Genomic DNA, 25,377 nt, shown 5'->3' with positions numbered 1-25,377 from the left:
GAAACCCGGCTTTTCTCTTTACGACTTCGGCAGTAAATGCCCCATCTTTTCCGCTTTAGTATCGAGATAGTGGGCATTCTTAGGATTACGACCCACCACCAGCGGCACACGCTCAACGATGTTAATGCCCGCCTCACTGAGGATCTCCACTTTGCGTGGATTGTTGGTCAGCAGACGCACTTCATTAACGCCAAGCAATTTAAACATGTCGGCACACAGCGTGAAGTCGCGCTCATCGGCGGCAAAGCCCAGTTGATGGTTCGCTTCAACCGTGTCGTAGCCTTTATCCTGCAACGCATAGGCGCGGATCTTATTCAGCAGCCCGATGTTGCGTCCTTCCTGGCGGTGATAGAGCAGCGCGCCGCGGCCCTCTTCAGCGATGGCGTTCAACGCCGCTTCCAGCTGGAAGCCACAGTCGCAACGCAGGCTGAACAGCGCATCGCCAGTCAGGCACTCGGAATGCACGCGCGCCAGCACGGGCTCGTTGTCATTAATATCGCCAAAGACCAGCGCAACGTGGTCATGTCCGGTTGCCAATTCTTCAAAACCGACCATCAGGAAATCTCCCCATGGCGTGGGCAGTTTGGCTTCTGCCACCCGTTTAAGCTGCATGTGACTCTCCAGAACCTTCAGAGGATGCACTATCATCATGATAGCGCACAGGCCAGTGTGGCCTGACAAACGTGCAATATTGTGCCACAACCCACAGGCGGGCTGGTAATCTGTCAGAGCAATTGATGTGATAAAGCACGATTATCTAATCGATAACGGTTATGTTATTCTTTTTTAAGCTAAAGTTATGCTGTTTTTGCGATTTGTCACCGAGATAAGGGAAAAGGATGTATAAAATTTCGCGTCGCACCACCTTCGGGATGTTACTGCTATTAATCATGCCGATCGGCGTCTGGTTATCCGGCTGGCAATGGCAACCGGGCGAAAGCAACGCGATATTAAAAGGGTTGTTCTGGATGACCGAAACGGTCACCAACCCGTGGGGAATTGTCACCAGCGTGGTGCTGAGCGCCTGGGTTCTCTGGTGTCTGCGCTTTCGCCTGAAGCCAGCGATTCTGCTGTTGCTGATCATGAACGCCACTATTCTGGCGGGACAGTACACCAAATCCTTTATTAAAGAACAGGTTCAGGAGCCGCGTCCCTATGTGATCTGGCTGGAAGAACATCACGGGCTGGATGATAAAGCATTCTATGAACTGAAACGCAAACAGCGTGGCGAGATGGTGACGGCGTTGATTGCTGATGAAACGCAGATTCCGGGCTGGCTGAAACGTCACTGGGCCTTTGAGACCGGCTTTGCGTTTCCTTCGGGCCATACCATGTTTGCCGCCAGCTGGGCACTGCTGGCGATAGGGCTGCTGTGGCCGCGCCGCCACTACAAAACCGTGGTGATCGTTTTTCTCTGGGCGATGGGCGTCATGGCCAGTCGTCTGCTGCTGGGGATGCACTGGCCGCGGGATCTGGCAATGGCAACGGTTCTCTCCTGGCTACTGGTCACCCTGGCGACCTGGCTGGCACAACGTGTCTGTGGTCCGTTAACCCTGCCACCTGCCGAGCAAAAAGAGGTGGCACAGCGGGAGCCCTGATTGTAATTCACCACAAAGTCCCCATATTATTGATCGGGCTGGCGTAAAAGCGGGCCGTCCGATGCTGCTGGGAGCAGCATTTTTGCTGGAGTTTTGGCATAATTCTACTGACAACCTCACAACAGGATGCACTGTGAAATATTTGCTGATTTTTTTAGTGGTATTGGTGATTTTCATCATTTCCGTCACCTTAGGCGCGCATAACGACCAGGTTATTACCTTCAACTACCTGCTGGCGCAGGGTGAGTTCAGCATCTCGACCTTACTGGCAACGCTGTTTGGTGCCGGTTTTGTGCTCGGCTGGCTGATCTGTGGTCTGTTCTGGTTACGTACCCGCGTCTCACTGGCCAATGCCAATCGAAAAATTAAGCGCATGCAGGCGCAAACTGAGCAGAGCAGTGTGGTTGCAACCGTGCCATCGTCACCGGCTGGCCGGGAATAAACATCGATGCTTGAGCTGCTGTTTCTGTTACTGCCGGTTGCGGCTGCGTATGGCTGGTATATGGGCCGCCGCAGCGCGCAGCAGGACAAGCAACAGGAAGCTAACCGCCTGTCACGCGAATATGTCGCTGGCGTCAACTTCCTGCTCTCTAACCAGCAGGATAAAGCGGTCGACCTGTTCCTTGATATGTTGAAAGAGGACAGCGGCACCGTTGAAGCCCACCTGACGCTGGGTAATCTGTTTCGCTCACGCGGTGAAGTCGACCGCGCTATCCGCATTCACCAGGCGCTGATGGAAAGTGCCTCCCTGAGCTATGAACAACGTCTGCTGGCCATTCAGCAACTGGGTCGCGACTACATGGCGGCCGGTCTGTACGATCGCGCAGAAGATATGTTCAAGCAACTCACCGATGAAACCGATTTCCGTATCGGCGCGCTGCAGCAGTTACTGCTGATCCATCAGGCGACCAGCGACTGGCAGCAGGCGATCGAGGTGGCGGAGCGGCTGGTCAAGCTGGGGAAAGAGAAGCAGAAAATCGAGATCGCTCATTTCTACTGCGAACTGGCGTTACAGGCGATGAGCAGTGACGATCTTGACCGCGCTATGACGCTGCTGAAGAAAGGGGAGGCGGCCGATCGGCAGAGCGCGCGCATCTCGATAATGATGGGCCGGATTCTGATGGAGAAGGGTGATTACGCGAAAGCGGTCGGCCATCTGCAACGGGTGCTGGATCAGGATAAAGAGCTGGTGAGCGAAACGCTGGCGATGCTTGAAACCTGCTTTCAGCGGCTCAATCAACCGGAAGCCTGGGCTGAATTTCTGCAACGCTGTGTGGAAGAGAACACCGGTGCTGCCGCTGAACTCTATCTGTCCGATATTCTTGAGCAACAGCAGGGACCGGAAGCGGCGCAGAACTACATTAACCGCCAGCTCCAGCGCCATCCTACTATGCGGGTGTTCCATCGCCTGATGGATTTTCACCTGCACGAAGCCGAGGATGGCCGCGCCAAAGAGAGCCTGATGGTGCTGCGCGATATGGTCGGTGAACAGATTCGTACCAAACCGCGCTATCGCTGTCAGAAGTGTGGTTTCACTGCCCATGCGCTCTACTGGCACTGCCCATCGTGCCGCACCTGGTCATCCGTTAAACCGATTCGCGGCCTCGACGGCCAGTAAAAGCTGGCTGATTGTGGCTTCCCTGGGGCCCCAATTAGTTACAACATACTAATGATTGCTATCAATGCAGAGCTGGCATCGGCACACTCTTTGTCAGGCAGGCAAAGAATGGCGATTGTGATGGCCGGAGGCCGCAGGTAGAATGCTTGCCGTTTGTCTATCGCGCCCGCGGGTGCCAACTGCAGAGGAAATGCCATGCCTTCACCCCACACCGTGACCGCTTCGCCGATTCTGGTGGCGCTTGATTATCACGATATCAACAGCGCGCTGCGTTTTGTCGATCAGATTGATCCTCGCAGTTGCCGACTGAAAGTGGGCAAAGAGATGTTCACGCTGTTTGGTCCTTCGCTGATTACCACCTTGCAGCAGCGCGGTTTTGAGCTGTTTCTCGACCTCAAGTTTCACGACATTCCCAACACCACTGCCCATGCGGTTGCCGCCGCTGCCGAATTAGGCGTGTGGATGGTCAATGTTCACGCCAGCGGCGGGGCGCGCATGATGAACGCTGCACGCGAAGCGCTGCTACCCTATGGTAAAGATGCTCCGTTGCTGATTGCCGTCACGGTGCTGACCAGCATGGATCAGGAAGACCTGCTGGGGCTGGGCATTACGCTTACGCCGGCCGAACAGGCTGAACGACTGGCGAAGCTGACGCGTGACTGCGGTCTCGACGGTGTGGTCTGTTCAGCGCACGAGGCGGTCCGTTTCAAACAGGTGATCGGTCAGGATTTTGCGCTGGTTACGCCAGGTATTCGTCCGGCGGGCAGTGACGCCGGCGATCAGCGTCGTATCATGACGCCACTGCAGGCTAAGCAGGCAGGTGTGGACTATATGGTGATTGGGCGTCCGATCACCCAATCCGCCGATCCCGCTGCGGCGTTGCAGGCTATTCTGCACAGTCTGGAGGAAAATTAATGGCAAATGACAATCCACTGGTTTATTCAACCGACAGCGGACGCATCGCACAGCCGGAGCCAAAGGCTGAACGACCCAAAGGGGATGGTATTGTGCGCATTCAGCGTCAGACCAGCGGGCGTAAAGGCAAAGGTGTCTGCCTGATCAGCGGCATTGATATGGATGATGCGGCATTAACGCAACTGGCAGCTGAGCTGAAAAAGAAGTGTGGCTGCGGCGGGTCGCTGAAAGAAGGCATCATCGAAATTCAGGGCGACAAACGCGACCTGCTGAAAAGTCTGCTGGAAGCTAAAGGAATGAAAGTCAAACTGGCGGGCGGCTGAATAAAAAATCGGGCTACCGAAGTAGCCCGACTGATAAGTAGATGCTTAGCGTAGCCGATTATTGTTTTAATGCGGTCATTAATGGACCTGATGACCGATAATACCACCTACAGCAGCGCCGCCGACTGTGCCGAGTGCGCTACCGTTAGTCAATACTGAACCCCCAATCGCCCCCGCACCTGCGCCAATCGCGGTGTTGCGGTCACGTTTAGACCAGTTAGAGCAGCCGCTTAATGCGACAACTAACGTGGTAGCCAGAACTGCTGCGGTGATTCGTTTCATTGTAATTGTCATAACTTCTCCTTTGATGTGCTCACAGAGGCAACACTCTAAGTATAGCTCTGATATTTCCTCAGCCCGCTTGTGTGCCCATTATTGCCGCTTCCCTGTCGGCATCGAAACTGGCTCCACCATCGACCCACTGTCTGTAGCGGATGAGTCACAACGCAGGACCATCAGGTCCACGCATTGCCTGAGAGAATTTTATTCATTCTTCGCCAATAACGAAGATAGACAATTCTGAAATCACGACACATTTTTGCATTCACAGTTAATTCCCTCTGCGTTTATAGCGATTTGCTCCATAACCTTTTCGCGGGTTACTCCGCAAAATTTAAGGACAATTGTCAGCAGGAGAGAAGAGATGCTGGAACACCTTAAACAACAGGTTCTGGACGCGAATCTGGATCTACCCAAATACCATCTGGTGACGTTCACCTGGGGTAACGTCAGCGCGGTCGATCGCGATCAGGGCCTGATGGTCATTAAACCCTCCGGCGTCCGTTACGAGGTGATGACGCGCGACGATATGGTGGTGGTGGAACTGGCGACCGGCAAGGTGGTGGAAGGGGATAAGCGGCCGTCGTCAGATACCGCAACCCACCGCGCGCTCTATCTTGCCTGGCCGGAGGTTGGCGGTATCGTCCATACCCATTCGCGCCATGCGACGATCTGGGCGCAGGCGGGACGACCGATCCCTGCCTGGGGCACCACCCATGCCGATGATTTTTACGGCGAGATCCCCTGTACCCGGGCGATGCGCGATGAGGAAATTCAGCAGCAATATGAGTGGAACACCGGCGAGGTGATTATTGAGACGTTTGCCGGGCGTGGGCTCTCTCCTGCCGCCATTCCGGCGGTGCTGGTCAATTCGCACGGTCCGTTTGCCTGGGGTAAAGATGCGCATGCAGCGGTCCACAGCGCGGTGGTGCTGGAGGAAGTGGCTTACATGGGGCTGTTCAGTCAGCAACTGACCGCTAACCTGCCGCCGATTCAGCAAACGTTGCTCGACCTGCACTATTTGCGTAAGCATGGCGACAACGCCTGGTACGGGCAGAAGTAACTATCTGGACATCCACTGCGTTAGTGCTCGTCAGTTAAGCGACCTGTGATAATGCAGTCTGGTGCCGCTCCGGGGCTGGCGGTCCTCGCGCCGCTGCGCGGTACCTTCACTTCATTCCTCTGCCTGACGGACCGCCGGGGATGGCACATCCTGTGCCGCCCCGCCTTTCGCCCGCGTCCTGCGGGCTCTCCTGGCAGACTCATTCCGTTCAGCGCTGCGGATTGCCTGCCCCGGAGCGGCACCCGCCTGCTCTGAAGCTTCAGTGCCTGCTGTTAAAAAGGGCACGATGGTAGAGGCCTGAGCGCCTCTGCTGCTGAAAGGGCTATCCGCAGCGCTGAGGCGTGACGTTGGGCCAGAACGCCACGCCGGGAAGCGTGGAGAGTTCGGGGCCGGCCAGGGAAGGCCGATCCCCGAACGGTTCGTCGGCACGACGTCAAAGCCGAAGGTACCGCGTGAGCGGCGCGAGGACGGTCCGGCAGCAGCAGCGGTGCTCAGGCCCGCACTCCGGCACGCAAGCCCACACAAGAAAGCGGCCGTTTTTGACCGTGACAGCCTTTGATAATGTAACTTTAACTGACAGGCATTACGCCCACTGCATCCCTTTTTAATTGCCAGCTTAACTGGTATGGCGATCGCGATCATGTTTACCAAAACAACCTGTCAATAAAAATAAAACAGCGTTTCATTTTATCGAGGCGATCACTGTTTTCGTTACGCTGAGTCACTATTTTGCTTGCATCGCCTTCGGGCATTTTTTTGCACCTCCCTCTGGCATAGCAAAGGTGACCTTAACATGCATATCAAACGTGCAATAGACAAAATCCCTGGCGGCATGATGTTGATTCCGCTCTTTATCGGCGCGCTCTGTCATACCTTTTCGCCGGGCGCCGGAAAGTATTTTGGTTCCTTCACCAATGGCCTGATGACCGGCACGGTACCGATACTGGCGGTGTGGTTTTTCTGCATGGGGGCATCAATCAAGCTGAGCGCAACCGGCACCGTGTTACGCAAGTCCGGTACGCTGGTGCTGACTAAAATTGCCGTCGCCTGGATCGTCGCGGCCATCGCATCACGGGTAATGCCGGAGAACGGCGTTGAGGTCGGGATGTTTGCCGGCTTATCGACCCTGGCGCTGGTGGCGGCAATGGATATGACCAATGGCGGGCTCTACGCTTCGATCATGCAGCAATATGGCTCGAAAGAGGAAGCGGGCGCCTTTGTGCTGATGTCGCTGGAATCCGGTCCGTTAATGACCATGGTGATTCTGGGCACCGCCGGAATTGCCTCATTCGAGCCGCATGTGTTTGTCGGGGCGGTGCTGCCGTTTGTGGTGGGCTTTGCATTAGGGAACCTTGATCCTGAACTGCGTGAATTCTTCGGTAAAGCAGTACATACCCTGATCCCGTTTTTTGCGTTTGCGCTGGGCAACACCATCAACCTGGCGGTGATCGTCGAAACCGGGCTGCTGGGCATTATGCTGGGCGTCGCGGTGATCATCATTACCGGCATTCCGTTGATTTTTGCCGACCGGCTGATTGGCGGCGGTGACGGCACGGCGGGCGTGGCCGCTTCCAGTACCGCTGGCGCTGCGGTGGCCACACCGGTGCTGATCGCTGAAATGCTGCCGCAGTTCAAACCGATTGCCCCGGCTGCTACCGCGCTGGTAGCGACCTCGGTGATTGTCACTTCGGTACTGGTGCCGATTATTACCGCACTCTACTCAAAACGCGTTAAGCGTATGCATGTCGCCATCAACCAGCGCGCTGTCATTAAGTAACCCACCTAATCAATCCCCGGCGCGCCAGTCGGGGATCACTCTGGATTTTGTGTTGTAAATCAATCTCTCATTTGGTCTTGACTCACTCTGCATTACGCTGATGTGGCGTATTTAGCGCATCAAATATAAACAGAGGATGAGACAATGACAGTTATTAACCAAGCAACGTGCAGATTATTTACCGAAGTCGGCAACACCACTCAGTTAGTCGCCTATTACGAGGAAGGCCGACGCACGATGTGGATGATGTTGCGCGCTCAGCCACGTCCCAGCTTCAACCATGAGCTGATTGAGGAGATCATGAACCTGAGCTATGCCGCGCAGCGTTCCGGTCTGCCAATCGATTTCTGGGTCACCGGCTCGCTGGTACCGCAGATGTTCAACGCCGGAGGCGATTTACGTTTCTTCGTCGAGTGCATTCGTAATAACCGGCGCGAAGCGCTGCGGGCGTATGCTCGTGCCTGTGTGGACTGCATCCACTCCGCGGCGCGGGGATTCGACACCGGTGCTGTCACGCTGGCGATGATTGAAGGCAGTGCGTTAGGCGGCGGCTTTGAAGCGGCGCTGGCGCACCACTTTATTCTGGCGCAGAACAACGCGCGGATGGGCTTCCCGGAAATCGCGTTTAACCTGTTTCCTGGCATGGGCGGCTATTCACTGGTGGCGCGTCGGGCAGGAATGAAGCTGGCGGAAGAGCTGATCTGTGAAGGAGAGTCACACAGTGCGGAATGGTACGAAACCCGTGGCCTGGTCGATAAAGTGTTCCAGCCGGGCGACAGCTATCGTGCGACCCGAACCTTCATTGACACCTTACGTCCGAAACTGAATGGCGTAAGGGCGATGCTGAAAGCGCGTCAGCGCGTGCTGCAACTGTCACGCGCTGAGCTGATGGACATCACTGAGGACTGGGTGGATTACGCCTTTACCATCGAACCAAAAGATATCGCTTATATGGAACGTCTGGTGCAGTTACAAAACCGCCACAGCGCATCACTGCGTAAAGCGGGCTAGTAACCGTCATTAGCGTTACACGCGGGCAGGATGCTTAGCCAGCCAATGCCCAAATTGCTCCGCGGGCATTGGTTTTGCGTAAAGATAGCCCTGACGCCCATCCACCCCACTTTTAAGGATAAATTTCTCTTCATCGCGGGTTTCAATACCCTCGGCAATCACCTGCAGATCGAGCGCCTTGGCGACGGCGACGATGGCACGGACCAGCGATTGTGAAACCGGCTGCTTGTTAATATTGCGAATAAAACTTTGGTCGAGCTTGATCGCGTTAATCGGGACCCGCGCCAGTTGTGACAGCGAAGAGTAGCCGGTCCCGAAGTCATCAAGATGCACTTGCGCGCCCAGCTCCTGAAACTGTTTCATCAGCTTCAGCGCTTCGGTCTCATTCTCGATCAGACAACTTTCGGTCAGCTCAATGTCGATGGGACAATCATCCAGACCGGCTTCGATCAGCGCCTGTTTCAAATCGCTGTAGATACTTTGATCGATCAGCTGACGGGCTGAGACGTTAACCGCGACCCGCAGAAACACGCCGTGCTGCCGCCAGAGGATAATCTGCTTCAGCACATTGAGCATCACCCAGCGACCCAGCGGAACAATCAGGCCAGACTCTTCGGCGTAGGGAATGAAATCGCCGGGTGAGACCAGACCGCGTTCCGGTGAAAGCCAGCGCACCAGCGCTTCGGCGCTGCGAACTTTGCCGTCACTGTCGATTTTAGGCTGGTAGTGCACGATTAAGTGGTCCAGCTCCAGCGCTTTACGCAGGTTGGTATCCAGCCACAGATATTCAAACACCCGCTGATTCATCTCAGCGGCGAAGACGCAAAACTTGCCGCGGCCATTCTCTTTAGCGTGATACATCGCGGTGTCGGCGTTGCGGATCAGGCTCTCGCGATCTTCGCCATGCATCGGGGCGAGGGCGATGCCGATGGAACAGCCGCTGTAGACTTCAATCAGGCCGATGCGGAACGGCTGACGCAGTCGCTCCAGGATGCGCGAAGACATCGCCTCCAGCGCCGCCTGGCTGGTGTGTTCGGCCAGTACCACAAATTCATCACCGCCTAACCGGCCCAGCGTCTGGTCTTTACCCAGACAGCTAAGGATCGCCAGTGAGACCGCCTGCAGCAGCTGATCGCCGAACATATGACCGTAGGCGTCATTCACTTTCTTGAAATTATCGAGATCGAGGTAGACCACACCGGTCTGATCGTCACCGGCTTGCTCCAGCGCCTGGCTCATTTGCTGATGAATCGCGTTGCGGTTCGGTAATCCGGTCACCGTATCGGTGTTAGCCAGCACCCGCAGCCGTTCCTGGGCGCGGCGCTCCTCAGTTATGTCCGTGCCTGAACAGATGAGGAAAATTTCATTTTTGCCACTGCCGCTGTGAACGAACTTATTACGAAACAAGAACAGTCGCTGGCCTTTTTTGGTTTTGACCCAGCGCTCAACCTCATAGGAGTTACCATCCCGGAAGAAGCCGGCAATGTTACGTCGCGAGGAGGCCGCTTCCTGTTTGGTCATAAACAGCTGAAAGACATTCCGGCCAATCACCTCATGTTCATTCAGACCGGTATATTCTTCACTCAGACGGTTAAAACGCTGAATATTGCCGCGCTGATCGAGGATGACGATCACTGAATTGGCCTCGGAAACCACCTGTTCGGCGAATGAAAGCCCCAATGTCAAATCGCGCGCCACTGCGGCGGTGTCGCCCCAGGCTGACGCGGTTCCGGCCCATGAAGATTGGTTAACTTTGCGGCCGACCAGATGCAATGGCACCGCAACACCCTGCAACGGCAGGGTCAGATTAATGCTTGAGGTGATGACCGGCATAGCCCGGATCATCGCAGCCTGGCCGGGCGTGAGCGGCAGGGCGATATTGGTTTGTGACGACTCATCTTCGGCAAAATTCAGCGCATCGCTGTCCGCGGTCAGACGCCAATGAGGGCTGGTTGTACCAAACAAGGTGTACAACAACGTTTGCCCTTGTTCATCGGTCATGGAAACTTCCTCCGGGGAGTGCACTGCAGGCGTTATCTCATTATTTTAGCAACAGTATTCATCATCCGACGTTAGCACAAGGTACAAACCAAATATATTTCACTATCAAGATACGAATGGCACAAAAAAGCCCCAACAATGTGGGGCTTTTGCGTCTCGTCAGCAGGGGCATTTCCCCAGTTTTCCGGCCTTACCTGGGAAGCGGGCATCCAGACAATAGCGATGGAAATCCCGCTCATTCATCGGCGGCTGTGCGGGATGATGCAGTCGCATATGCTGCAGGTACGTTTGATAATCCTGCACCCCGACCATTAAGCGAAAGCACTGTTGCAGACCGCGCCACAGCGTTCGCCAGCGAAAGGGTGCCTGAGCAGGTGCCGACATAAACTGGCAGTGATGAATCTGCCAGTCGCCCTGTGGCCGACGCACCGGATGGATGGCATCAGACATGACGTACCGCCTTATTGCGCAGCGCAATGGTTGACTCATGGGTGGTTGGCAGATCGCTGCGCAGCGCTTTGCGAATCACAAAGAAGGCGGCAATCAGCATCGTCACCGCCACCAGCATAAAGAAGCCGCACAGCACGGCATTGATCTGATTGCTGAAGACGATGGTCTGCATATCGGCCACGGTTTTCGCTGGCGCAATCATCACGCCTTCATCCAGTCCTTTACGGAATTTGCTGGCCTGCGCCAGAAAACCGATCGACGGTTTCTCGTGGAAGATTTTCTGCCAGCCGGCGGTCATTGAGGTGATAAACAGCCAGATGGTTGGCAGGATGGTGACCCAGGCGTAGCGCTGTTTTTTCATTTTAAACAGCACCACGGTGCCCAGGATCAGCGCCATTGAGGCCAGCATCTGATTACCGATACCAAACAGCGGCCAGAGAGTATTAATGCCGCCCAGCGGGTCGACTACGCCCTGATAGACAAAGAAGCCCCAGCCCGCCACCGCGACCGTAGTGCCGGCCATATTGCCGAGCCACGAGCGGTTATTTGCCAGCGAAGGCACCACGGTGCCCACCAGGTCCTGCACCATAAAACGGCAGGCGCGGGTCCCGGCATCCACAGCGGTCAGGATAAACAGCGCTTCAAACAGGATGGCGAAGTGATACCAGAAGGCCATCATCGCCCGGCTGTTGAAAATGTCGGTGATGATGTGTGCCATGCCGACGGCAAACGTCGGCGCGCCACCGGCACGCGACAGAATCGAGCCTTCACCGACGTCGCGGGCGATGCCGCTCAGCATCTCAGGCGTCACCACAAAGCCCCAGCCGTTGATTACCTGTGAAGCGCTCTCAACCGTGGTACCAATCAGCGCAGCCGGTGAGTTCATGGCGAAGTAGACGCCCGGGTCCAGTACCGAGGCGCAAATCAGCGCCATGATCGCCACGAATGACTCCATCAGCATCGCGCCGTAACCGATAAAGCGAATATGACTTTCACGCTCCACCAGCTTCGGCGTGGTGCCGCTCGACACCAGCGCATGAAAGCCGGAGATAGCCCCACAGGCGATGGTAATAAACAGGAACGGGAACATCGCACCGGAGAAGACCGGGCCACTGCCGTCGATAAATTTGGTAACTGCTGGCATTTTCATCTCTGGCATGGCGAAAACGATCCCCACCGCCAGACCAACAATCACACCGATTTTAAGAAAGGTCGAAAGGTAGTCACGCGGAGCGAGCAGCAGCCAGACCGGCAGCACCGAGGCAATAAAGCCGTAAATCACCAGCACCCAGGTCAGTGAGGTGCCTTTCAGGGTAAAAAACGGTCCCCAGTAAGGATGCTGTGCCACGTCGCCACCGTAAATGATGGCAGCCATCATCAGCACAAAGCCAATCAGCGACACTTCAGCGATTTTTCCGGGACGGATAAAGCGCATGTAAACGCCCATAAACAGCGCGATAGGAATGGTGGCGGCGATGGTGAACAGGCCCCACGGGCTGTTGGCTAACGCCTTAACCACCACCAGCGCCAGCGCGGAGAGAATGATGATCATCACCCCGAGCGCGCCGAGCATGGTGACCACACCGGCAAAGGCCCCCAGCTCCTGACGCGCCATTTCACCCAGCGAGCGACCATCGCGGCGGGTAGAGATAAACAGGATCAGAAAGTCCTGCACCGCACCGGCCAGCATCACCCCGACCAGAATCCAGATGGTGCCAGGCAGGAAACCCATTTGAGCCGCCAGAATCGGCCCGACCAGCGGACCGGCCCCGGCAATGGCGGCAAAGTGGTGACCAAACAGCACCCATTTGTTGGTGGGCACATAGTCGAGGCCGTCATTCAGCCGCTCGGCGGGCGTCAGGCGGCGGTCATCCAGTTCAAAAATATTTCGGGCGATAAACAGGCTGTAAAAACGATAAGCGATGCTGTAACAGGCGACAGACGCAATTACCAGCCAGACGGCGTTAACGTGTTCGCCGCGGCTGAGTGCCAGCATGGCGAAAGCGCCCGCGCCGATTAACGCCACCACTAACCAGATCGCGCCGGTTTTGACGTTTTTCATGACTAACTCCTTGTGAGGATCGAGAGAGATGCGATCGAAAACAACGAGTCAAACTTAATGTAATGGAATGTAAGTGAAAGTTAATCGATGGAGAAGTGTGAAGCGGGGAACAAATTTAACATTTTTGCAAAGAGAGCGGGGCGGGAAGCGGCGGGATAACCGGAGTTATCCCGCCGGATTTCAGACTCAGACGGCGGGACGCGCCACGACGCTGCGGGTTTCCATGCGCACTTCGGCGATGGTCACGTCGATAACGTCAGTAACACGGTAAACCACTTCGCCTTTGATCTGTACGCTGCCATTTTCCTGGCTGCAGACCAGTTCATCACGCACCGCGTGGATAAACGGTGCCGGGATAAACGCGACCGCGCCGAACTCCAGCAGACGGACACGCATACCGCCGCGTGACACATCAATGATCTCCGCGCTGAAGCGACGATCGGTGGCGGCGAACGGCGCCAGATAACGGGCGTAGAGCCAGTCACCGACATCGCGCTCTGCCATGCGGTTGAGGCGACGGCGTTCACTCATGGTGACGGTCAGCGCCTCATCCGGACGGGCAATCTGGTCACCGCGGATGATCGCTTTCAGCAGACGATGGTTGATCATGTCGCCAAATTTACGAATCGGTGAGGTCCAGGTGGCATAGGCTTCAAGACCCAGACCAAAGTGCGGACCCGGTTCGGTGCTGATCTCGGCAAAGGTCTGGAAACGACGGATGCGGCTGTCGAGGAACTGCGTCGGCTGGGCATCCAGTTCGCGACGCAGCACGCGGAACCCTTCCAGCGTGGTAATCGCCTGCGCATCGACGCTGATGCCGTGGGTCGCCAGTACGGCGGCCGCCTGTTCAGCATTGGTGGTATCGAAACCGGCATGCACGTTGTAGATACCAAAGCCCAGCGTGTCACGCAGCACTTTTGCCGCGCAGACGTTAGCCAGAATCATCGACTCTTCAACGATGCGGTTGGCGATGCGGCGCGGTTCAGCCACGATCTCCAGTACTTCGCCTTTCTCACCCAACAGGAAGCGGTAGTCAGGACGATCTTTAAACACCAGCGCATGGGTCTGACGCCATTCGCTGCGGGCCAGACAGAGACGGTGCAGCAGACGGATTTGCTCAGCAATCGCTTCGCTTTCTGGCTGCCAGTCACCGCTGTTTTCCAGCCAGTCTGAAACGTCGTCGTAGGCCAGTTTGGCTTTGGATTCGATCCAGGCGGCAAAGAACTGCAGATCCTCACCCGGCGTACCATCCGGCGCGACGGTGACGCGACAGGCCAGTGCCGGACGACGCGCATGTGGGCGCAGCGAGCAGACATCATCAGAGAGCTGGCGCGGCAGCATCGGAATGTTGAAGCCCGGCAGATAATTGGTGAACGCACGCTGCGCCGCCAGTTTATCCAGCTGGCTGCCTTCCGGCACGTAGGCAGTCGGATCGGCGATCGCCACGGTCAGCCGCAGCGAGCCATCTTCCAGCGCTTCAACGTAGAGCGCATCATCCATATCTTCGGTGCTGGCGCTGTCGATGGTGACGAAATCGAGCGCGGTCAGATCTTCACGCGTCAGATTCTCATCCAGCATCTCGCCAAAGCTGACATCGGGGGCTTCACGCTCCAGGTTATGACGCGACAGCGTCACCCACCATGGCGCGAGGTGATCGTCAGCTTTAACAATGAAATCGGTCAGTTCGGCATAAAAACCGCGATCGCCTTTCAGCGGATGGCGACGCATTTCAGCGACAGCCCAGTCGCCATTCTCAAACTCGTGCGTCAGTCCGCGCACCGGACGGCACTGAATAGCGTCCCTGAGCAGCGGATGATCGGGCACAATTGACAGGCGATCGTCTTTCTTCTGGACCCGGCCAACAAAGCGGCTCAGGAACGGCTCAACCAGGGTTTCCGGCTCAGCGCTTTCACGATCTTTATCACTGTGGATCACGGCGACGATACGGTCACCGTGCATCACCTTCTTCATCTGCGGTGGCGGAATGAAGTAGCTTTTTTGCGCATCGACTTCCAGGAAGCCGAAGCCTTTTTCGGTGCCTTTAACAACGCCTTCAGCACGAGGCGTTTGCGAGTGGAGCTTCTCTTTCAGCTGCGCGAGCAGCGGGTTATCCTGGAACATAATTTTTACGTTTCGTTGCCTGATTGCGGCTGACAGTTTTACGCGAATCGACGCCGCGCGGCAAGGCAAAAAGCCGGACAGGCCGGCTTTTCAGGTGCGCTAAGATGACCGTAATCAGGCGATGCGTTGGTCCGCCAGCGTCGACGACAGTTCCAGTTTCACCGGCACCGATTTCGAGGTCGGTGTTCCGCTGCCATCGCCGAAGCTGTTCAGCGGTACCAGCGGGTTGGTTTCCGGATAATAGGCCGCCAGATTGCCGCGCGGAATATTGTAGGGCACCAGTTTGAAACCGCTGACGCGACGGGTAATGCCATCATTCCACAGGGTTTCAATATCGACATTCTGGCCTTCGGTGAAGCCCAGATCGGCCATATCGTCCGGGTTGATGAACACCACTTCACGCTGACCAAACACGCCACGGTAACGGTCATCAAGGCCGTAAATGGTGGTGTTGTACTGATCGTGGGAACGCAGGGTCTGCAGCGTAAAGGGCACCTCCTGATCCAGATTCGGGAACAGTGAAGACGGCAGCGCTGCTGCGCTGAACTCCGCTTTGCCACTGGCGGTATTGAAGCGCAGTTCCGCCGCCGCGTTACCGAGATAGAAACCACCCGGAATATCACATTTAGCGTTAAAGTCTGCAAAGCCCGGAATGGTGGCGGCGATGTGCTCGCGGATCAGGTTGTAATCGCCTGCCAGATCCAGCCATTTCACTTTCTCATCACCCAGCACCGCATGAGCAATACCGGCCACAATCGCGGTTTCAGAACGCTGCGTCTCCGCCAGCGGAATGCCAATCCCTTCAGAGGCGTGCACCATACTGAACGAATCTTCCACCGTGATGAACTGGTTGCCGGTCGCCTGGCGGTCACGTTCGGTCCGGCCCAGCGTCGGCAGGATCAGCCCTTCATGACCCGGCACCAGATGGCTGCGGTTCAGTTTGGTGCTGATGTGAACGGTGAGTCCACAGCGTGACAGCGCTTCTTCAGTACGCGGTGAGTCCGGCGCGGCGGCAGCCAGGTTGCCACCCAGTGCAATCAGCACTTTTACTTCGTCGCGCAGCATCGCATTCAGCGCTTCAACGGTGTTGTGACCGTGGGCGCGTGGCGGTTCGAAGTTAAAGTGGTTACCCAGCGCATCGAGAAACGCCTGCGACGGCTTCTCATCGATACCCATGGTGCGGTTGCCCTGCACGTTACTGTGACCACGAACCGGGCAGAGACCCGCCCCTTTTTTGCCGAGCTGACCAAACAGCAGTTGCAGGTTGGTGATTTCACGTACCGTATCAACCGAGTGCTTATGCTGGGTAATGCCCATCGCCCAGGTACAGATCACTCGATCGGCACTCTGGTAGATTGCCGCGGCTTCACGGATTTGCGCCTGGGTCAGCCCCGACTGCGCCACAATCTGCATCCAGTCGGTGTTATCGACGGCCTCGATATAGGCTTCGATACCGTTGGTTTTGGCATTGATAAAGGTTTGATCAAACAGACCGCTTTCACCGGCCGCCAGGCGGGCGCGATGGGTTTCCAGCAGGCATTTCACCATGCCGCGCACCGCTGCCATATCACCGCCGAGATTCGGCTGATAGTAGGAGGAGCTGATGGTGCCGGACATCGAGGTCACCACTTCCAGCGGTTTTTGTGGATCGGCAAAGCGTTCCAGACCGCGCTCACGCAGGGTGTTGAAGGTCACGATCTTCGCGCCATGATCGGCGGCGTGACGCAGGCTATGCAACATGCGCGGATGGTTAGTGCCGGGATTCTGGCCGAAGACGAAAATCGCATCGGCATGATCAAAATCATCCAGACGGATAGTGCCTTTGCCCACGCCGATGCTGCGCTTCAGGCCGGTACCGCTGGCTTCATGGCACATGTTGGAGCAGTCGGGGAAATTGTTGGTGCCCATCAGGCGGCCAAACAGCTGATAAAGCCAGGAGGCTTCATTACTGGCACGACCAGAGGTGTAAAGCTCCATCTGATCCGGGTTATCCATCGCCTTGATGTGACGGGCGATCAGGGCAAACGCGTCGTCCCAGCTGACTGGCTCATAGTGGTCAGTTTCGGCGTTGTAGCGCAGCGGATGGGTCAGACGCCCCTGATACTCCAGGAAATAGTCGCTCTGGGTGTAGAGCGTGGTCACGCTGTGTTTAGCGAAAAAGTCGGTGTCGACGATGCGACGGGTCGCTTCCCAGGTGACTGCTTTCGCGCCGTTTTCGCAGAAGCTGAAGGTACTTTTATTGTCATCGCCCCAGGCGCAGCCCGGACAGTCAAATCCGCGCGCTTTATTCATGCGCATCAGGTTGCGCATATTTTTCAGGGCCGCTTTGCTGTCAAGAACGAAACGCGTGGTGGCTTCCAGTGAACCCCAGCCGCCCGCAGCCGCGCGATAGGGTTTGATTTGGCGTTTAAATTTCATAGTGAGTGCAGGCTTTTTTATAGTAGGAAGTATTGTAGATAGTTTGTTATCAGGTTATGGCCTGATGGTGAAGTGGAGTGTGCAATTATCATCAAACCTTGTCTAATTGATTGACTTAATGGTGCGATAGCTGCCGTTTATCATGCATCGGCCAGAATTGTGATGCTGCTCAAATTTTACCCGCCTGTAACCTGCCGATAACGGGAGTTCTCACCACAACGGGCTAATACTTGCTGTTCATACCAGAAGAGGGCGCGACTCGATGAAACAGCTGACCAGCCAGATCCATGCGTTCGGCAAAGCGTTAATGATGCCAATCTCGGTGATCGCCGCGGCGGGGATCTTTCTCGGGCTGGCGGCAGCCATGCAAAACCCGGCAGTGACTGGCGATGCTTTTGCCCAGATGCAGGTGCCGCAGTTGATTATTGGTTTTATTCGCAAGGTTGCTGGCGCGCTGTTCGCTAACCTGCCGGTGTTCTTTGCGGTTGCCAGCGCCATCGGGCTGGCAAAAGCGGAAAAACCCACCGCTGCCTTTGCCGCCGTGATCGGCTATATCGCCATGAACGTCGGCATCAACGCCACGCTGGCGGCGAAAGGGATTACCGCGGCAACCACAACACCGGAGGCGTTACAGCAGGCCGGGCTGGACCAGACCACCGCGATGATGCGGTCGGCGGAATATATCGAGATGCTGGGCGTCTTCACCTACAACATGAGCGTGCTGGGCGGGGTCATCGCCGGGCTGGTAACGGTGGCGCTGCATAATCGCTTCTATACCCAACAGCTCCCGACGGCGATCAGTTTTTTCGGTGGCCGCCGCTTTGTGCCGATCGTGACCGTGGTCTGCCTGCCGCTGATTGGCGTGCTGCTGGCGATGATCTGGCCGACCATCGGCAACGGCATCGCCTGGATTGGCCAGATGATCGGCAAAAGCGGGCAGTATGGCGCTTTTCTGCTTGGGGCGTTTGAACGCATCCTGATCCCAACCGGCCTGCACCATATTCTTAATGAAACCGTCCGCTTCACCCCGATTGGCGGGATGGCGATAGTGGACGGGCAGACGATTGTCGGCGCGCTGAACATCTTTAATACCTCGCTGACCCATCCGGGCATGATCCCGGACGACACGCTGCGCACCGCCACTCAGTTTCTGGCACAGGGTAAAATTCCGGTGATGATGTTTGGTCTGCCTGCCGCCGCGCTGGCGATCTATCATACCGCCCGGCCGGAGCACAAGCAGCGGGTGAAAGCGCTGGTACTGGCGGGCGCGCTGACCTCATTTACCACCGGCATCACCGAACCGCTGGAGTTCTGCTTTATCTTCGTTTCACCGGTACTCTATCTGCTGCACGCGTTTCTCACCGGTCTCTCGTTTATGCTGATGTCGATGCTGCATCTGATGATCGGTAACGTGCAGGGCGGGATTATCGATCTGGTGGTATTTGGCATATTAGGCGGCGCAAAAACCCACTGGTGGTGGACGCTGGCGCTGGGCGTGGTTTACGCCCCGATCTACTACTACGCTTTCCGCCTGGTCATCACCCGCATGAACGTTGAAACGCCGGGCAGAGAGTCGGATGAAGAGAAACCCCAGCAGGTCAGCGGGGATGAGCGCACTCAGGTGATCATCAGCGGGCTGGGCGGTCAGGCCAATATTGAGGATGTCGATTGCTGCTTTACCCGACTGCGGGTGCGGGTCAAAGACATGAAAGAGGTGGTCGATCAGACTCTGATGAGCACCGGGGCCAATGGGGTGAACCGGGTCAGTGACAACGATGTGCAGGTCATTTACGGACCGCAGGTGGAAAAGATCGCCAATCAGGTGAAAATGGCGCTCGGCGTGGCGTAACCGCAGCCGTGTTCGGAACCCGCTGACAGGCCGAGGCCATCGGGCTGTCAGGCGCTGATTGTTTATCTCTTTATCCGGCTGCCGTCTGGCTTAAAGTAACTAAAAAAAGCCGTACCCTAATGGGGGACAATTTCTGGCCGATATAACAGCATTCGTTCATTTTCCGGAAGTTGTTATGTCACTCAAAAAATCCTCTCTGCTGATTTTCTCTTTCCTGCTGGCGCTGTTTCTGACCAGCGTAGCCATCAGCACCTGGCTGCTGGTGCAGAGTAATCAGTCGTTAAACGCCGTCAATAAAGAGATCCGCGTGGTGCTGTCGGTCATCGACCCGATTAACCACAGTCGGACGCTGCGCGTGCGCCTGATGGAGTACATGAAAGCCATCGAAGAGAGCAACGGTCAAAACGCGGCCTCTCTGGAGGGCGTCAGAACGGTAGCGGCGAAGGCCGATGCTGCGTTTGAAGCCTATATGGCAGCCCCGCGTCTGCCGGGCGAAGAGGCGGAAGCCGATGCCTATCGTCAGGCCTATCTGGCTTACCGTCAGCAGGGGCTTCAGCCGTTGATTGATGCAGCCGAAGCGCATGATCAGGTGCGGTTTAAAAATCAGATCGCCAGCGTGGTGCGCCTTGACCGGCAGTACGAAATCATCCTTGATCGGGTGCTGGCCCAGCATGAAGCCTACGCCAAAAAGCTCAACACCGACGCGCAGAGCCATTTCACCTCTGGTATCACGCTGCTGGCTGTTTTTGGCATCCTGTTCTTTGCCATCATTATTGCCATCTACCTGTTTATGCAACGCTATGTCCTTTCACCACTCAATCAGGCCCAGGCGCACTGTAAACTGATTGCCGCCGGCGTACTGGATAGCAGCGTGCCGGTCAAAGCCGGTTCACGCAGCGAGATCCAGCAGCTGATGGCGTCGCTGGAGCAGATGCGCAGCGCCCTGACGGACATTATCCTGCAGGTGCGTGATTCGACCCGTTCGGTCTCGACTGCGTCACAGGAGATTGCGGCGGGTAATATCGACCTTGCCTCGCGCACCGAACAGCAGGCTGCGGCGCTGACCCAGACTGCCGCCAGCATGGAGCAGCTGGGCGCTACCGTTAAACAGAATACCGGCAATGTGTTTGAGGCCTGTCGCCTGACCAGTGAAGCGGTGCAGAATGCCGAAAGCGGTGCCAAAGTGTCGCAGGAGGTGGTGGTTTCGATGGCGATGATTAATGCCAGCTCGAAAAAAATTGAAGAGATCACCACCGTGATCGACAGCATCGCTTTCCAGACCAATATTCTGGCGCTGAATGCCGCCGTGGAAGCGGCGAGAGCCGGTGAGCAGGGCCGTGGCTTTGCGGTGGTGGCGGGTGAGGTGCGTAATCTGGCCCAGCGCAGCGCCGTCGCGGCAAAAGAAATTGAGAGCCTGATTGCTGAATCGGTGGCGATTATTCACGCCGGTTCTGACCAGGTCAGCCGCACCGGTGATGCCATGAGCGCCATCATCTCTTCGGTCAGCCAGGTTAATCAGCTGATGGAGCAGATCTCCACCGCTTCGGACGAACAGAGTCGCGGAATTGGACAGATTGAGCAGGCGGTGACCGAGATGGACAGCGTGACGCAGCAGAACGCCGCGCTGGTGCAGGAGTCCGCCGCTGCCTCGGCTTCGCTGGAAGAGCAGGTGCACTATCTGACGAAATCGGTCTCCACCTTCCGGCTGTCAGCCCGCTAACCGGCACTCCCGCGCTCTCTCGCCGCGCGGGAACTGCATGGCGAGAGAGCTTTCTGAACCGGGTCTGACCGTGCGCAAGGAGAGGGAGTTTAGCCGGCGTCGCCCGCTTGTTTGCGACGAAAAATCAGCGGATTATATCGGCCATGTTTGCCAGGATGCGTAGGTTCCATGCTGATCACCACTGAAGATGCGCGCAGTATCGGCGCGGATAGTCGTCTGGCCTGTACGCTGGCCGCGGCTGCAGGCGCGCTGAACACTGCGGCGTTTGAGATTGTCGGCTTTTTCTCCGCCAATATGACCGGAAACGTCTCTTCGCTCTCCGATCATCTGGCAAAAGCCAATTTAGGGGCAGGCCTGTTTTTTCTGTCGATCGTCTGCCTGTTTATTGCCGGTTCGATGATCTCAACGCTGATCATTAATTCAGGACGTCGCCGTAATATCCGCACGATTTATGCCGTGGTGATCCTGGCCGAAGGCGCGGCGCTGCTGGCACTGGGCGTGGCTGAAACCCTTTTTTCACCGGATGCGCCTGGCGTGCTGCTGATCATGAGCCTGAGTTTCCTGATGGGCTTACAAAATGCAGTGGTTACCCGGATCTCAAATGCGCGGGTTCGCACTACGCACGTCTCCGGCACCGCGACTGATATCGGCATTGAGCTGGCGATGCTGTATGAGGTGTTACGGCGCAAAGTCTCTCCCAAAGAGGCGCCGCTCTATCTGGATCGCCTGCGGCTGCACGGCCTGACGCTGTTATCCTTTCTCACAGGCGGCGTGGCAGGAATCTGGCTCTACAGCGTGCTGGGATATGGGTTTTTGCTGCCGGTCGGTTTCGCACTCATTGCGCTGGCGCTGAAAACCATCGTCAGGCGTGCAAGGACAGGCTGAATGATCCTTGCTGTTAAGACGTATGCGCGCGTAACCGCTAAAATTGAAATGAATCATCGGGTAAACGCCCGAAATAAAATAAGACATCGTGGATTCACCTAACCTGCTGACGGGTCATTAACATCGACATAAAACAATTAATTTACCTGTGTAATCTCGAACGCGAACGCCATTTTGGCCGGGCCGCCGAAGCCAGTTTTGTCACCCAGCCGACGCTTTCGATGCGCCTGAAAAATCTGGAGCGCGAGCTGGGCCTGTCGCTGATTAATCGCAGTAACAACTTTGCCGGTTTCACCCCGGAAGGCGATCGCGTGCTGGCGTGGGCGCGGGAGATCGTGTCGGTTTATCAGGGGCTGAAGCTGGAAGTGGAGTCGCTGAAGCATGGGGTCAACGGCACATTGCGGCTCGGCGTGGTACCACAATGCAGCGTGGCATTACCGCTGCTGTTAAAGGCGGTGCAGGCGCGTTATCCGCAGCTCGATTACCGGATTGCGGTGCTGAGTGCCGATCAACTGCTGGAGGCGCTCAACAGCCACACCGTGGATGTCGGCATTGGCTTCTTTGAAATGGCCACGCTGCGTGAACTCCATTTTCAGACGGCGATGCTGGCCGATCGGGGCGTTGAGGCGATCTTCCATCCCGACCATTTTCCTCAGCTGGTGGCGAGCGCTCCGCTCACGCTGAAAGAACTGGCGCAGCAACCGCTCTGCCTGGCGGAGCCGACCCGTTATTTCCGGCGTTATCTGGATATGGCGTTTCGCGAGGCGGCGCTGGTGCCGCGGGTGGTGGTCGAAAGCGCCTCAGTGATGCAACTGATGCAGTGCGCCCAGGTCGGGCTGGGATTGCTGGTCTCCCCGGTGGGTCACCTGTTGCCCGGTTCGCTGCAGGGATTGCATCAGCGGCCCATCCAGCTGCAACCGATGGCGCGCGAAGCGGCGCTGGTGATAGCTGAACCCGGACGCGCCACGCCGCTGGCCCAGCACTTTTTTGATGAAGCGCGCGGGCAGCTACCGGTCTGACGGTTTTACCTGACTTCCCCCAGCGCATAAAACAGCCGGCTGTTCCAGTTACCGATCGCCACTGACTGAATCACACCAAAGAGGGCGTCTGCGGTCCAGCCTGCCTCCGCCAGCGGTTGCAGATGTGCCGCGCTGAAGCGTTCCGGCGCACGGGTGAGCTGGGCGGCCAGCGCAACAATCTGCCGCTGCGGCTCACTGATGCCAGCCTCATCGACGCCCTCAATCAAATCCTCGATGCCGGACAGGTGCTGAAAGGCCCGGCGGCTGCCGAGTATCCGTGCTGCGGTCGCTTCAGCCAGCGGCTGACCGGCCGCTAATTGCTGACGCAACTGCACCCAGCCATACAGCGCCGACGCATCATGCGCCAGTAGCCACACCGCATCCTGCATTCCCGGCAGCGCCTGACTGCGGGTGATCGCCGCCAGCTGTTCGGCACTGGCGTAGCGTAACTCCAGCGGTTTCAGCGCCGGACGCCACTCAGCCAGCTGACCGAAGCCGCTGCGGTCAGCATCCGGCGGGGGAGTGGAACCAGGCAGCCAGCGCACCGGCTGGGCCTGCAGCGCCTGTAGTCCGGCGACCACGCGCGCCTGATAGCTGACAAAACCGATCAGCTGGTTGAGCGTAACGATATCCGGCTCGGTCAGGCCTACGGCATCCAGCGCGGAAATGGCGCTGGCGGTGATCAGCTCGGGCTGCATCGCCAGCTGACGGGCGTACTGGGTGATTTGGGTCAGACGATTGTTGCTCTCACGGGATGAATCGGGTCCGGGCAGCGGATTAAGACGTGCCGAGTAGTGATTGCACAAGCGCTGGACGCCAGCCACCTGGGCGACGGTCAGGGCGGTGCTGAGGCGATCGTACAGCGTCAGGGTATGGGTTAGCGAGGTCGTGATGCGGTCGGGGAACAGCAGCTGCGCCAGATCGCGCGCCGCCAGCAAAGCGGGCTGGTTCGCGCGCAGCACTGCCGCGATCTGCGCATCATCGGTCAGGCAGCCCAGCAGGAAACGGTCATCAATGTGAGCGGCTTCAGGCACCAGCGGAGCGGCCTGCGTGATGCGTGGACTGGTCTGGCTCTCGTAAAACCAGTGGTTATGGCCCGGATAGCGGCGTTGTTCCATGATCAATCCTTTTGCAAAATTCTGGTTCGGCAGGCAGGCGGCAGAATCTGAAAAATTGCCTGACCGAAGGGCAGAGGTATCCTCGCCGAAGGCCAGGCCAGGGCAAAAGAATGATCGGTGATAATTAATAGCGTTACGGTATAACGACAGGAAAATCAGGTCTGAAGGGGATGGGGCGAGAAGAAGAAAGAGAAGGGCGAGCCAGGCTCGCCCTCAGAAACTTATTTCAGTTCCAGTTCGTTCATTGCAGCGATGCTGAAGCCGCCATCAACGTGAACGATTTCACCGGTGATGCCGCCTGCCAGATCAGAGCAGAGGAATGCCGCTGAGTTGCCGACATCTTCGATGGTCACGGTACGACGAATCGGGGTGACCGCTTCGCAGTGAGCCAGCATCTTACGGAAATCTTTAATGCCTGAAGCGGCCAGCGTACGGATTGGACCGGCAGAAACGGCGTTAACACGAACGCCTTCCGGACCCATTGCATTCGCCATATAGCGGACGTTGGCTTCCAGTGACGCTTTCGCCAGACCCATCACGTTGTAGTTCGGGATGGCGCGCTCAGCACCCAGGTAAGAAAGGGTCAGCAGCGCAGACTGTGGGTTCAGCATCGCGCGGCACTCTTTGGCCATCGCAACGAAGCTGTATGCACTGATGTCATGCGCGATTTTGAAGCCTTCGCGGGTTACGGCATTCACATAGTCACCATCCAGCTGGTCGCCTGGGGCGAAACCGATGGAGTGAACGAAACCGTCAAATTTCGGCCAGGTTTTTGCCAGTTCAGTGAACAGGGATTTGATGCTCTCATCTTCGGCAACGTCACACGGCAGAACGATGTCTGAGCCCAAATCTTTAGCAAACTCTTCCACACGACCTTTTAATTTGTCGTTCTGGTAGGTGAAAGCCAGTTCTGCGCCCTGTTTGTGCATCGCCTGTGCAATACCGTAGGCGATGGAAAGTTTACTGGCAACGCCAGTAATCAGAATGCGCTTACCGGAAAGAAAACCCATAGCTGTAATCCTTATGGTCATTGTAGTTGGCGGCCGCATTGTTTAAAAAGTAGGCGACCGACGTTAATCGACGTGCGGATTCTAGCACGTCTGTCTGAAATCAGGTAAATCAGCCCGCAAATTGCGGGAGAGGCAGCAAT

Annotated in this window: 21 protein-coding genes; 12 read left to right on the top strand and 9 right to left on the bottom strand. The window is 56.8% G+C overall.

The genetic code is table 11. The features are described 5' to 3' along the window. Positions 1 to 18 precede the first annotated feature (18 nt). On the bottom strand, positions 19 to 612 hold the full coding sequence (gene ribA / locus WFK59_RS06170) for a GTP cyclohydrolase II (RefSeq protein ID WP_010244482.1): 594 nt from the start codon (positions 610 to 612) through the stop codon (positions 19 to 21). Between the two features lie 227 nt (positions 613 to 839). Between ribA and pgpB the strand changes: the two genes are divergently transcribed. From pgpB to yciH, 5 genes are all read left to right on the top strand, one after another. Next, a complete protein-coding gene (gene pgpB / locus WFK59_RS06165) occupies positions 840 to 1,598 on the top strand; it encodes a phosphatidylglycerophosphatase B (RefSeq protein ID WP_336755313.1) in 759 nt (252 codons plus the stop codon). A 133-nt stretch (positions 1,599 to 1,731) separates the two neighbouring features. Beyond that, positions 1,732 to 2,040 (top strand): LapA family protein, encoded by a 309-nt coding sequence (locus WFK59_RS06160; protein WP_336755311.1) that lies wholly within the window; start codon positions 1,732 to 1,734, stop codon positions 2,038 to 2,040. A gap of 6 nt (positions 2,041 to 2,046) precedes the next feature. Then, positions 2,047 to 3,216, top strand: coding sequence for a lipopolysaccharide assembly protein LapB (lapB, locus tag WFK59_RS06155; protein WP_233988065.1), 1,170 nt, complete (start codon positions 2,047 to 2,049; stop codon positions 3,214 to 3,216). Positions 3,217 to 3,411: 195 nt separating this feature from the next. Beyond that, entirely contained in the window at positions 3,412 to 4,131 is a 720-nt protein-coding gene (gene pyrF, locus WFK59_RS06150; protein WP_336755310.1) for an orotidine-5'-phosphate decarboxylase, read from the top strand. After that, entirely contained in the window at positions 4,131 to 4,454 is a 324-nt protein-coding gene (gene yciH, locus WFK59_RS06145) for a stress response translation initiation inhibitor YciH (RefSeq protein ID WP_233988067.1), read from the top strand. The genes pyrF and yciH overlap by 1 nt, the downstream gene beginning before the upstream one ends. A 78-nt stretch (positions 4,455 to 4,532) precedes the next feature. On the opposite strand, the gene osmB is transcribed toward yciH, so the two are convergent. Continuing rightward, positions 4,533 to 4,748, bottom strand: a complete 216-nt coding sequence (gene osmB / locus WFK59_RS06140) for an osmotically-inducible lipoprotein OsmB (RefSeq protein WP_031374546.1) — start codon at positions 4,746 to 4,748, stop codon at positions 4,533 to 4,535. Positions 4,749 to 5,097: 349 nt separating this feature from the next. Here osmB and araD point away from each other — a divergent pair, with 349 nt between their 5' ends. The 3 genes from araD (at position 5,098) to WFK59_RS06125 (ending at position 8,584) form a co-directional block, all read left to right on the top strand. Continuing rightward, on the top strand, positions 5,098 to 5,796 hold the full coding sequence (gene araD, locus WFK59_RS06135; protein WP_336755309.1) for an L-ribulose-5-phosphate 4-epimerase: 699 nt from the start codon (positions 5,098 to 5,100) through the stop codon (positions 5,794 to 5,796). 793 nt (positions 5,797 to 6,589) lie between these two features. Continuing rightward, positions 6,590 to 7,573 carry a 2-keto-3-deoxygluconate transporter gene (gene kdgT / locus WFK59_RS06130; RefSeq protein WP_336755308.1) on the top strand — a complete coding sequence of 328 codons (984 nt, stop codon included), beginning with the start codon at positions 6,590 to 6,592 and terminating at the stop codon, positions 7,571 to 7,573. Between the two features lie 144 nt (positions 7,574 to 7,717). Further along, on the top strand, positions 7,718 to 8,584 hold the full coding sequence (locus tag WFK59_RS06125) for a crotonase/enoyl-CoA hydratase family protein (protein WP_031374543.1): 867 nt from the start codon (positions 7,718 to 7,720) through the stop codon (positions 8,582 to 8,584). Between the two features lie 15 nt (positions 8,585 to 8,599). Here the strand turns inward: WFK59_RS06125 and pdeR are convergent, their stop codons facing one another. The 5 genes from pdeR to WFK59_RS06100 form a co-directional block, all read right to left on the bottom strand. Beyond that, positions 8,600 to 10,585: a cyclic di-GMP phosphodiesterase gene (pdeR, locus tag WFK59_RS06120; RefSeq protein WP_233988070.1), complete on the bottom strand. Its 1,986-nt coding sequence runs from the start codon at positions 10,583 to 10,585 to the stop codon at positions 8,600 to 8,602. Between the two features lie 159 nt (positions 10,586 to 10,744). Beyond that, positions 10,745 to 11,035 (bottom strand): YbdD/YjiX family protein, encoded by a 291-nt coding sequence (locus WFK59_RS06115; RefSeq protein ID WP_336755307.1) that lies wholly within the window; start codon positions 11,033 to 11,035, stop codon positions 10,745 to 10,747. Further along, positions 11,028 to 13,097, bottom strand: a complete 2,070-nt coding sequence (locus tag WFK59_RS06110; RefSeq protein WP_233988072.1) for a carbon starvation CstA family protein — start codon at positions 13,095 to 13,097, stop codon at positions 11,028 to 11,030. The genes WFK59_RS06115 and WFK59_RS06110 overlap by 8 nt, the downstream gene beginning before the upstream one ends. Before the next feature lie 186 nt (positions 13,098 to 13,283). Further along, positions 13,284 to 15,218, bottom strand: a complete 1,935-nt coding sequence (locus WFK59_RS06105) for an exoribonuclease II (RefSeq protein ID WP_336755305.1) — start codon at positions 15,216 to 15,218, stop codon at positions 13,284 to 13,286. A 114-nt stretch (positions 15,219 to 15,332) separates the two neighbouring features. Beyond that, the gene (locus WFK59_RS06100) at positions 15,333 to 17,636 is read right to left on the bottom strand and encodes an FdhF/YdeP family oxidoreductase (protein ID WP_336755304.1); all 2,304 of its coding nucleotides are present in this window, start codon (positions 17,634 to 17,636) and stop codon (positions 15,333 to 15,335) included. 262 nt (positions 17,637 to 17,898) lie between these two features. On the opposite strand from WFK59_RS06100, the gene WFK59_RS06095 reads away from it, so the two are divergent. From WFK59_RS06095 to WFK59_RS06080, 4 genes are all read left to right on the top strand, one after another. Beyond that, entirely contained in the window at positions 17,899 to 19,485 is a 1,587-nt protein-coding gene (locus tag WFK59_RS06095; RefSeq protein ID WP_336755303.1) for a PTS transporter subunit EIIC, read from the top strand. A gap of 175 nt (positions 19,486 to 19,660) precedes the next feature. Continuing rightward, complete coding sequence (locus tag WFK59_RS06090) at positions 19,661 to 21,205, top strand: methyl-accepting chemotaxis protein (RefSeq protein ID WP_233988077.1); 1,545 nt, start codon at positions 19,661 to 19,663, stop codon at positions 21,203 to 21,205. 168 nt (positions 21,206 to 21,373) lie between these two features. Continuing rightward, positions 21,374 to 22,090 (top strand): YoaK family protein, encoded by a 717-nt coding sequence (locus WFK59_RS06085; protein ID WP_336755302.1) that lies wholly within the window; start codon positions 21,374 to 21,376, stop codon positions 22,088 to 22,090. A 122-nt stretch (positions 22,091 to 22,212) separates the two neighbouring features. After that, positions 22,213 to 23,109, top strand: a complete 897-nt coding sequence (locus tag WFK59_RS06080; protein WP_233988170.1) for a LysR family transcriptional regulator — start codon at positions 22,213 to 22,215, stop codon at positions 23,107 to 23,109. A 5-nt stretch (positions 23,110 to 23,114) separates the two neighbouring features. Here the strand turns inward: WFK59_RS06080 and WFK59_RS06075 are convergent, their stop codons facing one another. Together WFK59_RS06075 and fabI are read right to left on the bottom strand one after the other, a co-directional pair. Then, complete coding sequence (locus WFK59_RS06075; protein ID WP_336755301.1) at positions 23,115 to 24,227, bottom strand: CMD domain-containing protein; 1,113 nt, start codon at positions 24,225 to 24,227, stop codon at positions 23,115 to 23,117. Positions 24,228 to 24,448: 221 nt separating this feature from the next. Continuing rightward, positions 24,449 to 25,237 (bottom strand): enoyl-ACP reductase FabI, encoded by a 789-nt coding sequence (gene fabI, locus WFK59_RS06070; RefSeq protein WP_094119473.1) that lies wholly within the window; start codon positions 25,235 to 25,237, stop codon positions 24,449 to 24,451. Positions 25,238 to 25,377: the final 140 nt, after the last annotated feature.

Source organism: Pantoea sp. USHLN298, assembly GCF_037149395.1.
Classification (GTDB): domain Bacteria; phylum Pseudomonadota; class Gammaproteobacteria; order Enterobacterales; family Enterobacteriaceae; genus Pantoea; species Pantoea astica.
This window is presented reverse-complemented; position numbering and strand designations above follow the sequence as displayed.

Coding starts and splice junctions, on each gene's coding strand:
- ribA (WP_010244482.1), bottom strand. CDS start 612: ATGCAGCTTAAACGGGTGGCAGAAGCCAAACTGCCCACGCCATGGGGA.
- pgpB (WP_336755313.1), top strand. CDS start 840: ATGTATAAAATTTCGCGTCGCACCACCTTCGGGATGTTACTGCTATTA.
- lapB (WP_233988065.1), top strand. CDS start 2,047: ATGCTTGAGCTGCTGTTTCTGTTACTGCCGGTTGCGGCTGCGTATGGC.
- pyrF (WP_336755310.1), top strand. CDS start 3,412: ATGCCTTCACCCCACACCGTGACCGCTTCGCCGATTCTGGTGGCGCTT.
- yciH (WP_233988067.1), top strand. CDS start 4,131: ATGGCAAATGACAATCCACTGGTTTATTCAACCGACAGCGGACGCATC.
- osmB (WP_031374546.1), bottom strand. CDS start 4,748: ATGACAATTACAATGAAACGAATCACCGCAGCAGTTCTGGCTACCACG.
- araD (WP_336755309.1), top strand. CDS start 5,098: ATGCTGGAACACCTTAAACAACAGGTTCTGGACGCGAATCTGGATCTA.
- kdgT (WP_336755308.1), top strand. CDS start 6,590: ATGCATATCAAACGTGCAATAGACAAAATCCCTGGCGGCATGATGTTG.
- WFK59_RS06125 (WP_031374543.1), top strand. CDS start 7,718: ATGACAGTTATTAACCAAGCAACGTGCAGATTATTTACCGAAGTCGGC.
- pdeR (WP_233988070.1), bottom strand. CDS start 10,585: ATGACCGATGAACAAGGGCAAACGTTGTTGTACACCTTGTTTGGTACA.
- WFK59_RS06115 (WP_336755307.1), bottom strand. CDS start 11,035: ATGTCTGATGCCATCCATCCGGTGCGTCGGCCACAGGGCGACTGGCAG.
- WFK59_RS06110 (WP_233988072.1), bottom strand. CDS start 13,097: ATGAAAAACGTCAAAACCGGCGCGATCTGGTTAGTGGTGGCGTTAATC.
- WFK59_RS06105 (WP_336755305.1), bottom strand. CDS start 15,218: ATGTTCCAGGATAACCCGCTGCTCGCGCAGCTGAAAGAGAAGCTCCAC.
- WFK59_RS06100 (WP_336755304.1), bottom strand. CDS start 17,636: ATGAAATTTAAACGCCAAATCAAACCCTATCGCGCGGCTGCGGGCGGC.
- WFK59_RS06095 (WP_336755303.1), top strand. CDS start 17,899: ATGAAACAGCTGACCAGCCAGATCCATGCGTTCGGCAAAGCGTTAATG.
- WFK59_RS06090 (WP_233988077.1), top strand. CDS start 19,661: ATGTCACTCAAAAAATCCTCTCTGCTGATTTTCTCTTTCCTGCTGGCG.
- WFK59_RS06085 (WP_336755302.1), top strand. CDS start 21,374: ATGCTGATCACCACTGAAGATGCGCGCAGTATCGGCGCGGATAGTCGT.
- WFK59_RS06075 (WP_336755301.1), bottom strand. CDS start 24,227: ATGGAACAACGCCGCTATCCGGGCCATAACCACTGGTTTTACGAGAGC.
- fabI (WP_094119473.1), bottom strand. CDS start 25,237: ATGGGTTTTCTTTCCGGTAAGCGCATTCTGATTACTGGCGTTGCCAGT.